Origin of the sequence: Neobacillus sp. 19, assembly GCF_049463095.1 — a bacterium.
In the GTDB taxonomy this organism is placed as follows: Bacteria; Bacillota; Bacilli; order Bacillales; family Cytobacillaceae; genus Neobacillus.
Genome location: NZ_JBMPZU010000031.1, coordinates 155,794 through 169,381, shown reverse-complemented (window position 1 = coordinate 169,381; position 13,588 = coordinate 155,794). Strand labels below are relative to the sequence as shown.

Genomic DNA, 13,588 nt, shown 5'->3' with positions numbered 1-13,588 from the left:
CCCCCTTACAGTTCTTCGCGTTCTCCATCTTCAATCACATCAGCAAGCCGCTCGGTAAATTGCTGTGCCGCATTCACACCCATTCCTTTGAGACGGAAATTCATCGCCGCTACTTCGATTATTACAGCCAGGTTTCGTCCTGGACGAACAGGCACAGTCAGCTTAGTGACCTCCGTGTCAATGATCTTCACTTTTTCCTCATCTAAACCAAGGCGGTCGTATTGCTTTTTGGAATCCCAGATTTCCAAATCCATAATCAGCGTGATCCGCTTATTGCTCCGGACAGCGCCTGCTCCGAATAATGTCATTACGTTGATTATCCCTAAGCCGCGGATTTCTAATAAATGCTCAATTAAATCTGGTGATGTCCCAACTAATGTATCCTGGTCTTCCTGCCGGATTTCCACACAATCATCGGCAACAAGGCGGTGGCCTCGTTTCACAAGCTCGAGCGCGGTTTCACTTTTACCCACCCCGCTTTTTCCGGTAATAAGCACGCCAATGCCATACACATCGACCAATACGCCATGAACTGCCGTAGTCGGTGCTAGTTTACTCTCTAAATAATTGGTGAGACGGCTTGAAAATCGAGTCGTTTTCATGCTTGTCCGTAAGACAGGCACAGATTCCCTCTCAGCTGCTTCAACTAACTCCACCGGCACTTCAATACCCCTTGTGACGATAATCGCCGGCGTGATATCCGTGCATAACCGTTCCATTCGGGAAATGCGTTCCCCTTCAGGCAGCTCTTCGAAAAATGATAGTTCCGTCTTTCCTAACAGCTGGATTCGTTCTGCAGGATAAAATTCAAAATAACCTGCTATTTCAATTCCCGGCCGGGATATATCACTTGTGGTGATTGGACGATCAATTCCCTCCTCACCACTGACCAATTCAAGCTTAAATTTCTCCAATATATCTTTGGTACGTACTTTAGACAAGAAGCTTCCTCCTCAACGGATTTTATCATCTAAAAAATTCATTTCCTCTTATTTTAGCATTTTTTGAAAAAGAACCAAATGGAAGTTGTTCAAAAAGTGAAAAAGGTGCAGACCACATGGAAATGGTTCGCACCTTTTTGTGTTAATTCTTCTTGTTCCTTGACGGCTCCAGAATCGTTTTTTGAATCATGATGTTGACAAGTGACATCAAAACAGCGAAGAATAGTGCCATGCCAAAGCCGTTGATTTCAAAGCTATCGCCCATCAAATAATCGGTCAATTCAAGTGTAATCGCGTTGATCACAAACAAGAACAGCCCCATTGTTAAAAGCGTTACAGGCAGGGTTAATAAAATGAGGAGCGGGCGCACGAGTACATTTAAGATAGATAATAAAATACTTGCCTGAAATGCGGCCCAAAATCCTGTTAATTGAAAGCTGTCGTGAAAATAGCCCGCAAGCGCCATGAACAAAACAGCATTTATCAAACATCCAATCAGCCATCTCATCTTTTAAACGTCTCCTATTTAGGCTTCGTGTGATTTATGAACCGTGATTGAGCCTGTTTTCGTATCGGCATAGATTCTCATCATTTTATCAGGATGGTTAACCGATTGGAAGCGAAGCAACTTCTGAATCATTTCACTCTTCTCCTCAAGCACCTGGACACCGGTTAGATTAAGATTAAAACCGCCAAGATTGGTCTTGAGTTCACCATTAACCGGCAATGCCTCCGGGACAAATAGGTCAATGCCTCCCGTGGTCGCTTTTACTTGAACCCATTCGGAACGATTTCCCTGCAGATTTGCGCTGATATTTCCGTTGAACGACTCTGCTTCTACCTTTCTAAAGTCGCCATCAAGTTGAATCGCACCGTTAATGGTCTCGGTTTCCACCTCATCAATTTGACTGCCGACAACCGATATTTTCCCGTTTGCCGTTTCCACCTCTGCCTTTTTTCCATTGATCTGATGAAGGCTTATTTTTCCATTTGCTGTTTTTACCCGAAGGTCATGGACATTCATTCCTTCACCGGTAACACCGCCATTAAACATGCGAATACGGACGCGTTCATATTGCGCTTTTGGCACATAAATGATAGCCTCCACCTTCATCCACTTTTGCTGTGTGCTAAACCGCAATTTTTGGTGTTCAACTGTAAAGTGCACATCGCGGAGAAAGTTTTGCCGCGCCTGATCCTGATTGTCCACCCGGTATACCTTTGCCTGGCACTCTATCCTTACGTCCGGCTGCTCCCAAGCAGCGAGCTTCACGGAACCATTGGCAACATCGATGTCCATATCTTTTAAATCCACTTCACCGTGTTGGAAAATATGGGAGATATCAACGGATTGGCCGAAGTTTAAGTCAAAATCAAAGTCTTTAATTTTTTTCAATGCGGAATCAACAAACTCAAAAATCTTATCTTTTGTTGATTGGGTTTTCGTTTGGAATGGGTCTTCTTTTTTTGCTTCATCAAACTGTACAGCGGTTGAAAGCTCGTTCACCATTTGTTCCTGCTTTTGCTCCATCGTTTCCTGTGCCTTTTCCAGTTCATCGAGCAGCGCTAATGCCTCGTCAGCCCTTAGTTTTCCTTCTTCAACCATTTGCAGAATCCGTTTTTTTTCCTCTTTCATCTTTTCCACCTCAGATATAATTTTTTCCTTCTACTAGCTTATTCAGCCAGGAGGACCTTTACGCCTTTGACAATGTTCCAAATCACAACAACAATCCAAATGATGACAAGAACAACAATGCTAATGACCGTAAACGCCGGAACTGTATCTTGAATATTGGTAAAGTCATAAAACACTGCAAATACAATCAGCGGTGTCGGGATCAGCGGAATTAAATGGGATAATAACGATTTCTTGGCGTGCACTTTTGTCGCCTCATCACCGGTAGCAATAAAGACGGCGAGCGGAAAAATAAACCCGGCGAAAAAAATGCTGAAATAACACAAACTTGAAAGGACTTTTCTTGTTTCCATTTCGTTCATCACCTCTATCTCTTATCTACGAACTGAAAAGGAAAAAGTTTCTATAAAATTAAAATAGACAAAGAAGACCATATTTTTCTACTCCATATGAAGTACAAAAGAGCCGGATTTCATCCGGCCCTTCTCCTAAATTTATGCTTTTACAGTACTTTTATCAGCAATTAGCTGTTTCATTCGTTCTCGATCCCGAGCGAGGATTGGCTTTAAGTATTTTCCGGTATATGACGCAGGGGTTTCTGCAATCTTCTCCGGTGTTCCAGTCCCAACAATTGTTCCGCCTTTGTCTCCTCCCTCTGGACCAAGGTCGACGAGGTAATCGGCTGCTTTAATGACATCAAGGTTATGCTCAATGACTAAAACAGTGTCGCCATTTTCCACTAGACGCTGCAGCACAACTAGCAAACGGGAAATGTCATCCACATGCAGCCCGGTTGTCGGCTCATCCAAAATGTAGAAGGTCTTCCCGGTCGAACGTCGGTGAAGTTCCGATGCAAGCTTCACGCGCTGGGCTTCGCCTCCGGACAGCGTCGTTGCAGGCTGGCCAAGTTTCACATAGCCAAGTCCGACATCCAAAATCGTTTGAAGTTTGCGGCTGATTTTTGGAATGTTTTCGAAAAATTCTACAGCCGCTTCAACAGTCATATCAAGAATATCGGAAATGCTTTTCCCTTTGTATTTTACCTCTAATGTTTCCCGGTTGTAGCGTTTCCCATGGCACACTTCGCACGGAACATAGACATCAGGCAAAAAGTGCATTTCAATCTTGATAATCCCATCACCGCGGCAGGCTTCACAGCGTCCGCCCTTGACATTAAAGCTGAAGCGGCCCTTTTTGTACCCGCGGACCTTTGCTTCATTCGTTGCTGAAAACACATCGCGGATATCATCAAATACACCGGTATACGTAGCCGGATTAGAACGCGGTGTTCGCCCGATTGGCGACTGATCAATATCGATAACTTTTTCTAAGTATTCAATTCCCTTGATACTCTTGTGTTCCCCCGGCTTTGTTTTGGCACGGTTAAGCTTTTGCGCCAGTGATTTATGAAGTATCTCGTTAATGAGCGTACTTTTTCCAGAGCCGGACACACCGGTTACGGCGGTGAATACGCCGAGTGGAAACTTCACGTTCACATTTTTCAAATTATTTTCCGATGCGCCCTTGATTTCAATATAGCGGCCATCCGGCTTGCGGCGTTCAAGCGGCAGTGGAATAAACTTCTTCCCTGACAAATATTGGCCTGTCAGCGAATTCGGGTCCGCCATTACTTCTGCAGGTATTCCGGCGGAGACCACTTCTCCACCGTGGATACCGGCACCAGGGCCGATATCAATCAAATAATCGGCGGCGAGCATCGTATCTTCGTCATGTTCAACGACAATCAAGGTGTTGCCAATATCGCGCATGCTTTTCAGTGTTCCAATTAACCGGTCGTTATCACGCTGATGAAGACCGATGGACGGCTCATCCAAGATATACATCACACCTGTTAAACGCGAACCAATCTGCGTCGCTAAACGAATCCGCTGTGCTTCCCCGCCTGATAAAGTACCGGCCATTCGGCTAAGCGTTAAATAATCAAGACCGACATTGATTAAGAAGCCAAGGCGCTCTTGAATTTCACGAAAAATCAGCTTGGCAATTTGCATTTCTTTTTCCGACAGGTGTAATTCCGAGAAAAATTGATAGGCTTCTTCGATCGAAAGGTCCGTCACTTTGGCAATGTGGCGGCCGTCAATCAAAACAGCTAACGTTTCTTTTTTCAAACGAAAGCCTTTGCAGGTTGGACATGGCTTCTGGCCCATGTATTTTTCCATTTGTTCACGGATATAGTCAGAGCTCGTCTCTTTAAACCGGCGCTCGACATTGCGGATGACGCCTTCAAATTCAATATGCCCCTCGCGGATTTGTCCAAAGTCGTTCTCATAGCGGAAATAAACTTTTTCACGTCCGGAGCCGTAGAGCACTTTTTCCAAAAGATGCTCAGGAATATCCTTGACAGGTACGTCCATATCCACTCCGAAATGGTTACAGACCGCCTCCAAGAGCTGCGGGTAATATTGTGAACTTGTCGGCTCCCATGGGGCAATCGCATGCTGCTTTAGGGTTAAATCCTTATTTGGTATCACAAGATCGACATCGACTTCAAGCTTGGAACCGAGCCCGTCACACTCCGGGCAGGCCCCGAATGGACTGTTGAAAGAAAACATCCGCGGTTCAAGCTCACCAATGGAAAATCCGCAAATCGGACAAGCATGATTTTCGCTAAACAGCAGCTCTTCCTCACCAATGACGTCGACGATGACCTTGCCTTCGCCCAGCTTCAGTGCTGTTTCAAGTGAATCCGCCACTCTGGCAGCGATTCCTTCCTTAACGACAATCCGGTCAACTACGACTTCAATCGAGTGCTTTTTATTCTTTTCCAGTTCAATCTCATCGCCAAGATCCATCATTTCCCCATCAACGCGAACCCGGACAAAGCCTTGTTTCTTCACATCTTCGAAGACTTTCACATGCGTTCCTTTTCTCCCGGATATAACCGGGGCTAGGATTTGCATTTTCGTTCGTTCCGGGTATTCAAGAATTCGGTCGACCATCTGCTCAATCGTTTGTGAGGAGATTTCGATATGGTGAATCGGACAGGTTGGATGTCCAACCCTTGCGTATAATAATCGTAAGTAATCATAGATTTCAGTCACCGTTCCGACGGTTGAACGCGGATTGCGGCTTGTTGTTTTCTGATCTATCGAAATCGCCGGGGAGAGGCCCTCAATCGCATCGACGTCGGGCTTATCCATCTGGCCGAGGAATTGCCTTGCATATGCCGAAAGTGATTCGACATAACGGCGCTGGCCTTCTGCATAAATGGTATCGAACGCAAGCGAGGACTTTCCTGAACCGGAAAGTCCCGTTACAACAACAAGCTTATCTCTCGGAATGGTGACATCAATATTTTTCAAGTTGTGGGCTCTGGCGCCTTTTACAATTAAATTCTCCATCGCCATCTGTACGTCATCCTTCCGCTTTTAATTCCAAAAGTAAGTCACGAAGCTCGGCAGCGCGTTCAAAATTAAGCGCTTTGGCTTCGGCTTTCATTTCTTTTTCCATTGTCGCAATAAGTTTTTCTTTCTCTTTCTTGTTCATCTTGCTGAATGATGAAGCCGGTGTATACTCTTCCTGCTCCTCGGCAGCATGTGTCGCGCGAATGACATCGCGGATTTCTTTTTGGATCGTCTGAGGGGTTACGCCATGCTTTTCATTATATTCCTCTTGAATCTCGCGGCGCCGCTTCGTCTCGCTGATCGCCTTTTCCATCGAATCGGTTATGCGGTCGGCATACATGATTACATGGCCGTTAGCATTCCGGGCGGCCCGGCCAATCGTTTGGATCAGGGAACGCTCGGAGCGGAGGAATCCCTCTTTGTCCGCATCAAGTATGGTAATAAGCGAAACCTCTGGTATATCCAGGCCTTCACGGAGTAAGTTGATTCCAATGAGAACGTCATATTTCCCAAGGCGGAGCTCACGGATAATTTCAATCCGCTCAAGCGTCTTGACCTCCGAATGTAAGTATTGCACTTTAATACCGATTTCCTTCAGATAGTCGGTTAAGTCTTCAGACATTTTTTTCGTCAGTGTCGTAACAAGTACCCGTTCATTTTTCTTCACACGTTCCTGAATTTCACCGATCAAGTCATCGATTTGACCTTCAATTGGACGGACTTCGATGGTTGGATCAAGCAGGCCGGTCGGGCGGATGATTTGTTGAATCATATCCGGAGTATGCTCCAGCTCATACGGACCAGGTGTAGCAGATACAAAAATGGCATTGTGTACGTGCTTTTCAAATTCATCAAAGGTGAGCGGCCGGTTGTCTAGTGCTGACGGCAGACGGAATCCATGGTCCACAAGTACCTGTTTCCGCGCTTGGTCCCCATTGAACATTCCTCTGACCTGAGGCAGGGTGACGTGCGATTCGTCGATAATCATCAGGAAGTCTTCCGGAAAATAATCCAGCAAGGTATACGGTGTGGAACCGGCAGGTCTTAATGTCAGGTGGCGTGAGTAATTCTCAATCCCTGAACAGAAACCCATTTCGCGCATCATTTCCAGATCGTAGCGGGTGCGCTGCTCAATCCGCTGTGCTTCAAGCAATTTATCTTCTGCTCGAAGCACGGCCAGTCGTTCTTCGAGTTCTTTTTCAATATTCTCAATCGCGACACGCATTTTCTCTTCCCTTGTAACGAAGTGGGATGCTGGGAAAATGGCCACATGTTCGCGTTCACCCATAATTTCACCAGTAAGGGCATCGACTTCGCGAATGCGGTCAATTTCATCGCCGAAGAATTCGACACGCATGCAATGCTCATCCCGGGAAACCGGGAAAATCTCGACGACATCGCCGCGGACGCGGAAGGTTCCCCGTTTGAAATCAATATCATTTCGTTCATATTGGATATCGACGAGGCGGTGCAGCAGCTTATTGCGCTCAATTTCCATGCCAGTCCGGAGGGACAGCACCATTTCGCGGTATTCTTCCGGCGAACCGAGACCGTAGATACAGGAAACACTGGCGATGATGATTACGTCTTTCCGTTCAAATAAGGAAGAGGTGGCCGAGTGGCGCAGTTTATCAATCTCGTCGTTGATGCTGGCATCTTTTTCAATAAATGTATCTGTCTGTGGCACATAGGCTTCTGGCTGATAGTAATCATAGTAGCTGACAAAATACTCGACCGCATTGTTCGGAAAAAACTCCTTGAACTCGCTATACAGCTGACCGGCCAACGTTTTGTTATGGGCAATGACTAGTGTAGGTTTGTTTACCTCTTTAATCACATTTGAAACGGTAAATGTCTTACCCGTACCAGTGGCGCCAAGCAGCGTTTGATGGCGTTTATTCTGCCGGATACCTTCTACTAATTGGCGGATGGCCTCTGGCTGGTCACCTTGCGGCGTGTATTTTGAAACTAATTCAAATTGGTCTTTCACCATTCATTTCCTCCCGTTATAAAAAATCACTTAACAGCTGGAAAAACTTTGTAGTGGACGGGATGACAACCGAAAAGTGTATTCTCTTAATTTCATATTCATATTCTACCACATTCAGCCAAAAACAAACCAATAATATGCGAACTAGTATTCGATTTTTTTAGACTTTGTTAAATATGTCTGTTGATTGCGCTCCAGTCGCTTCGCTTTCCGCGGGCGGTCCGGGGAGCCTCCTCGTCGCTAAAGCGACTGCGGGGTCTCCCCTGCCCCGTCCTCCCGCAGGAGTCTCGCGCCTTCCGCTCCAATCAACAGAACTAAAAAAACAAAAAGCCTGCCAATTAATGGACAGACTTGAAAGGGATACTAGCTGCCTTTCACGGCTCGCGGTTTCATCTTTGCCGCCAGCCAGAAGCCGGCGGTTAACGAGAATGCATCGATGACGATGAGCACCAAGGTATTTGTATATCCTTTATAGGCAGACGCTGCAATCAGGGCAATCGTTAAGGCAAGACCGATCAGACGATTATAGGTGACACGTGTAAAAAGTAAGACTAGTATCCCTGGCAAAATTAGCGCCGATAAAAATTGCATAACTCCTATCATTGGGCACCCACCTTATTTAAAGATTTCTGTTCATTCATTCTAGAAATTTATCAATAAAATTGCAACAAAAATATCATTGAGCGGGTGTACCTTTCAAGATAGAGCCTGCTTTTTGGGACATTAGACTAACCGCAATAAATCCTAGAAGTGATAGAACAATCGGCATGACAACGGTATGCACCCCGAATGGATTAGGATAAAAACGATCTAATAGTATATAAGACCCCATTCCTAGAATCATCGAAGTAATCGCCCCGTATTTATTTCCCTTACTCCAATACAATCCTAACACGACCGGCCAGATAAAGACGGACTCCAGACCGCCAAATGAGAATAAATTTAGCCAGACGATTAGATCAGGCGGACTCAACGCCAGCAGAATAACCAGAATACCAATAATGGCTGTTACACTAAAACTGACTTTTTTGACATGGTCCTCTTTAGCATAAGGCTTGATGTAATTTAAGTAAACATCTTTAACAAGTGCGGAGCTTACTAAAATCAGCAGGGCATCAACTGTCGACATAATGGCGGCCATCGGTGCAGCTAGAACAATTCCAGCGACAAACGGCGGCAGCACCTTCATCGATAACAGCGGCATGACAGTATCACCGATTTCAACTCCAGGAAGGACCGGCCTTGCAAAAACGCCAATCAGATGCATCCCCAGCATGATGAAACCGACCACAATCGTTCCAATAATGATGGCGCTGTGCATTGCTTTAGAGTTTTTATAGGACATCGCTCGTACCGTTATTTGCGGCAGGCCAACCACCCCGATTCCCACTAAAATCCAAAAGGAAGAAACATAGGCGGGAGTGAGCTCCCGATTAGCACCAAAGGGAGTGATTAAATTAGGATTTTCCGCTGCTAAATCGGAAATGATCTTCGGGATTCCGCCCCCGGCTTTAATGGTAGCAATCAGCAGAATCAGCGTTCCCACGAACATTACGACACCCTGGACAGCATCGGTTAAGGCGACAGCCCGGAAGCCACCGACAATAACAAAGACGAGGACGGAAAAAGCAAAGATCAATAAGGCAGTCGTATACGGCAGGCCTGTTAACGATTCAACGAGCCGCGCTCCGCCAATCCACTGGGCAGTCATCGATGAAAAAAGGAAGATGATGATACTTGCCGCAGATACGATGACAACCGTTTTACTTTTATAGCGCTCCTTCAAAAAATCAATAAGTGTAATCGCCTTATATTGCCGAGCCACAATGGCAAATTTTTTCCCAAGCACCATTAACGTAAAATAACCGGTTGCCAGCTGGGCCATGGCCAGCAGAACCCAGCCTAATCCTTTCGTATAGGCGATACCCGGACCGCCGATAAAGCTGCTGGCACTGCCATAGGTTGCCACCATGGTCATCGCCAGAATAAACCCGCCCATCTGCCGTTCACCTAAGAAGTATTCTTCGATGAACGAATTGGATTTAAGGACAAATTTATGCGACCAAAAGCCAACAGCAAAAATAATAAGTAAGAAAATGAGTAACGGGGTAATCACTGGCCAATTCACTTGATGTCCCCCTCTTCCTCTTCAAAAGGAACTTCTTTAAATAAAAATTTCACCGTTAGAATCACGAGAATTATCATAACGATTGATCCAACGACACAGCTGTAAAAGAACCAGGCTGGTAACCCAGCAATATATGTATAATTTTCAACTTGATCCGAACCGAGACCATATGCAAAACCATACCACCAAATGAAATTGATGATGACAAGGACCACTCCCATAAGAGCTTCCCTATGCGCGATTTTGAAACGCTTGTCCGGCGGATTGACTGTCTTTTTCAACAGGTTTCCCCCTCAAAATTGTTGTTCATTTTATTTTTAACGAATAAAGAACATTTTACCAAACAATTATGAGAGATAAAGAAAAATGCAAAAAAAAAACCTGTTAGGATGTGTACGATAAGTCGACTCATCCTAATAGGTTTTCTAGCGTATCCATGCTCCATTCGCGCCCAGTCTATAGCCGCCGATTTTTGTGTTGTAGGCCATGGCACCGCTGCTGTATAGGTAGTACCAGTCTTTCCCTAATTGGAGCCAGCCGGTTTTCATCGCGCCGCTGCTGTTTAGATAATACCAAGTCGTACCTAACTTTAACCAGCCTGACTTCATCGAGCCGCTTCCGTCTAAGTAATACCAAGTTGTTCCTTGTTTTAACCAGCCCGTTTTCATCGCGCCGCTGCCGTCTAAGTAATACCAGGTCGTTCCTTGTTTTAACCAGCCCGTTTTCATCGCACCACTGGCATCCAGGTAATACCAAGTAGTACCTAATTTCAGCCAGCCCTTTTGCATCGCGCCACTGCCTGCAAAGTAGTACCAAATACTATTTATCTTTTGCCAGCCCGTTAGCATTTCGCCTGCATGGTTAAAATAGTAGCGGGTTCCTGAAATGTCTTTCCAGCCTGTGGCATAATCTCCGATAGCCGGGTCATAGAAATGCCACTTACCATAGTAAAACTCCCAGTTAGAGGCAGTTGTAAACTTGATAATAATATCATTTGCTAAGCTTTGTCCTTGAGGACCAGATAAGGCATCCTTCTTAATAGTAAGGGTGTAGGCTGTAGTCCCATTTAAAACGTCAGCAGCAATGAATAAGCCATCATCGGAAACCCAACTAAATGTGTCAACAATGCCACCTGGTCCTTTAATAATTATTCCTGATTCGTCATTCACTTCCACCTTTTGATCAAAGTGAAAGCCGAAGATACTGTCTAAAGGAACTTTTTGGGCGCCATCTGTCAAATGATCATAATAGTCGAATTCCTCTATTTCATCATTCCACGTGAAGATTGCACCTTCCAGATATTGTACTGCCTTTGGTGGTATAGGTGTGCTTGGAGTTCCCGGATCAGTCGGTGTCTCCGGGTTACTTGGTGTATCCGGTGTCCCTTGGGTTTTTGTATCCATGGTAATAATATTATATTTTCCAGAGCTATCAGTAGAAACGGCCGTCAATTTCCCGTTTTGAAGATGAAGTTTTTCGACAGTTGCCTCTTTTTTAATCGTATACAAATATTTATTCGTATTATATTCATAGACATCGATTCCGCCGTCTACTCTAGCAGCAAATGTCAATTGGTCCTGTAAGCTGAATTCATAATCAGTGTATTTTCTTTCTAGTTTAAAGGCATAGGTCAAATCACCCGTCTGATACATCGCAAGGTCAAAGACAACACCGCTATTATTGTACATCCTTTGACCATCTGGTGTTATTTTGGCAAAAGGCTCTAACGGATAGTCGCCATGATAGGGAGAATTGTAGTTCCTTTTTATTATCCCATTTTCCACTTCAAATGCATCCACATCCCTTGGGCTTGTATCCGTTGAAATGGAATAAATCTTGGATGATTCAGGATTGAAATAGAGGTAGGACCATGCCCGCATATTGGCAATATACGTGTTTGGTATTTCTCCTCCCGTTGCCAGAGAATAAACTTTCATATCCTCCCACTGGTCGGAACCTGGCGCGATATAAATATAGCCATTTTGATCAATTGCAATATCATAAGGATCCGCGTCAACATCGATGACCTTAGTTAATTTAAATGTTTGTATGTCAACCTCAGCGATGGCTCCGATTAGTTTAGAGGCTACATATTGATGGGTCATTTTATGTTGTGTTACATACAGTTTATTTTTATAAAGCTCCAGCCTTTCTGCAGGGTATGGAAGTGCTAATGATTTGATTTCGCCTGTAGAAATATTAACCGCATAAACCGTTTTACTTCCCATTTTAGTCATATAAATTACCGGATTGTTCGGATCCATGGCCGTATCATTTGGTTTAAAACCAAGATTATTAAGGGTTCCCACCGGATCCGGGATACCAGGTATTTCCGGTACACCTGATGATGGCGGCGTATCCGCATTCATTGTCTCGATAAAATAATTTCCGCTGCTATCTTGATTAATAGTTACCAAAATCCCGTTTTGAATATGAAGCTTTTGGACATTTAAATCTTTTCTTAAGGAGTATAAAAACGTTTTTGTATCATATTGATAGACGTCAATTCCGGTGGTCGTACTGGCGGCAAAGGTTAATCCCTGCTCTTGACTAAACTCATAATCATTGTATTTTTTCCCGAAAGAAAAACGGTAATTCATGTCCCCTGATTTATATGTAGCTAGTTCAAATACAACCCCGCCAGTATTGTATATGCTCGTTCCATCAGGAGAAATTTTACCGGTAATACCGAGATTATAATCCCCATGATAAGGAGAATCATAGTGATTTTGGATGACCCCATTTACGACTTCATACGCCTCAATATCTAAAGGACTTCCGGTTGTCTCATTTGAGTAAATTTTCGATGTTTCTGCATTAAAAAAGATATTCGTTCTTTCATACATGGATGTAGCTGGGTATGGTGCAGTTTGAACAATCTCTTTTTATCCTTCATCGAATATACTTTTAAATCATCCCACTGTCCTGAACCAGGTGAAATATAAATGTATCCATAGTTGTCTACAGCGATGTCGTATGGGTCTTGATTAATATCCAATACATTACTTATGGTAAAATTACTAGGATCTACCTCTGCAATTGCGCCAGAATAAGGGCCTTGATTGTAGGTATCATGGCTCATTTTAAGCTGAGTAACATAAAGCTTATTATGATTAAAATCTAATCTTTCTGCCGGGTATGGCAGGTTAAGAGATTTAATCTCTCCTGTTGAAAAATTAACTGCATAGAGTGTCTTACTTCCCAGTTTTGTCGCATAAATCACAGGTTTATTCGGGTCAACGGCTGTATCATTCGGCTTAAACGGAAGGGTAATAGATCCTTTAACAGCCGTCGCTGCGTAAACAGATTTCCCATGAATGAAAGACCCAACACTAGAAAATAGCAGTAAAAAGATTAGCAAATAGCGAGACAACGCTTTCAAAAATAACAATCCTCCTAAAATATTTAAATATTAAAATCATTCTAACACGCACACGCCTTTATAATCTACAATATTTGGATATTTATTGTGAGATTTCTCCTATTTCAAAATTGATCTCTATTAAATGATATCTAGATTTAATGGAA

General features: G+C 44.1%; 11 protein-coding genes. All 11 read right to left on the bottom strand.

What is annotated here, in order from left to right; genetic code table 11:
• Positions 1-5: 5 nt before the first annotated feature.
• The 11 genes from hprK to ACO1D1_RS09665 all read right to left on the bottom strand — a co-directional run bounded on the left by hprK (position 6) and on the right by ACO1D1_RS09665 (position 13,442).
• Positions 6-941: an HPr(Ser) kinase/phosphatase gene (gene hprK / locus ACO1D1_RS09715; RefSeq protein WP_423335774.1), complete on the bottom strand. Its 936-nt coding sequence runs from the start codon at positions 939-941 to the stop codon at positions 6-8.
• Positions 942-1,083: 142 nt separating this feature from the next.
• Positions 1,084-1,449: a phage holin family protein gene (locus tag ACO1D1_RS09710; protein ID WP_423335773.1), complete on the bottom strand. Its 366-nt coding sequence runs from the start codon at positions 1,447-1,449 to the stop codon at positions 1,084-1,086.
• Positions 1,450-1,467: 18 nt separating this feature from the next.
• A complete protein-coding gene (locus tag ACO1D1_RS09705) occupies positions 1,468-2,577 on the bottom strand; it encodes a DUF4097 family beta strand repeat-containing protein (RefSeq protein ID WP_423335772.1) in 1,110 nt (369 codons plus the stop codon).
• A 38-nt stretch (positions 2,578-2,615) separates the two neighbouring features.
• Positions 2,616-2,930, bottom strand: a complete 315-nt coding sequence (locus ACO1D1_RS09700) for a DUF4870 domain-containing protein (RefSeq protein WP_423335771.1) — start codon at positions 2,928-2,930, stop codon at positions 2,616-2,618.
• Positions 2,931-3,071: 141 nt separating this feature from the next.
• Complete coding sequence (gene uvrA, locus ACO1D1_RS09695; protein ID WP_423335770.1) at positions 3,072-5,945, bottom strand: excinuclease ABC subunit UvrA; 2,874 nt, start codon at positions 5,943-5,945, stop codon at positions 3,072-3,074.
• Between the two features lie 7 nt (positions 5,946-5,952).
• The gene (gene uvrB / locus ACO1D1_RS09690; RefSeq protein ID WP_149872794.1) at positions 5,953-7,932 is read right to left on the bottom strand and encodes an excinuclease ABC subunit UvrB; all 1,980 of its coding nucleotides are present in this window, start codon (positions 7,930-7,932) and stop codon (positions 5,953-5,955) included.
• A gap of 363 nt (positions 7,933-8,295) precedes the next feature.
• A complete protein-coding gene (locus ACO1D1_RS09685) occupies positions 8,296-8,535 on the bottom strand; it encodes a CsbA family protein (protein ID WP_149871591.1) in 240 nt (79 codons plus the stop codon).
• A gap of 73 nt (positions 8,536-8,608) precedes the next feature.
• Positions 8,609-10,060 carry a sodium/pantothenate symporter gene (gene panF / locus ACO1D1_RS09680; protein WP_423335769.1) on the bottom strand — a complete coding sequence of 484 codons (1,452 nt, stop codon included), beginning with the start codon at positions 10,058-10,060 and terminating at the stop codon, positions 8,609-8,611.
• Positions 10,057-10,341 carry a YhdT family protein gene (locus ACO1D1_RS09675; protein WP_423335768.1) on the bottom strand — a complete coding sequence of 95 codons (285 nt, stop codon included), beginning with the start codon at positions 10,339-10,341 and terminating at the stop codon, positions 10,057-10,059. The genes panF and ACO1D1_RS09675 overlap by 4 nt, the downstream gene beginning before the upstream one ends.
• A gap of 144 nt (positions 10,342-10,485) precedes the next feature.
• Positions 10,486-12,906, bottom strand: a complete 2,421-nt coding sequence (locus ACO1D1_RS09670) for a hypothetical protein (protein WP_423335767.1) — start codon at positions 12,904-12,906, stop codon at positions 10,486-10,488.
• A complete protein-coding gene (locus ACO1D1_RS09665) occupies positions 12,828-13,442 on the bottom strand; it encodes a YncE family protein (RefSeq protein ID WP_423335766.1) in 615 nt (204 codons plus the stop codon). Before ACO1D1_RS09665 ends, ACO1D1_RS09670 begins: the two co-directional genes overlap by 79 nt.
• Positions 13,443-13,588: the final 146 nt, after the last annotated feature.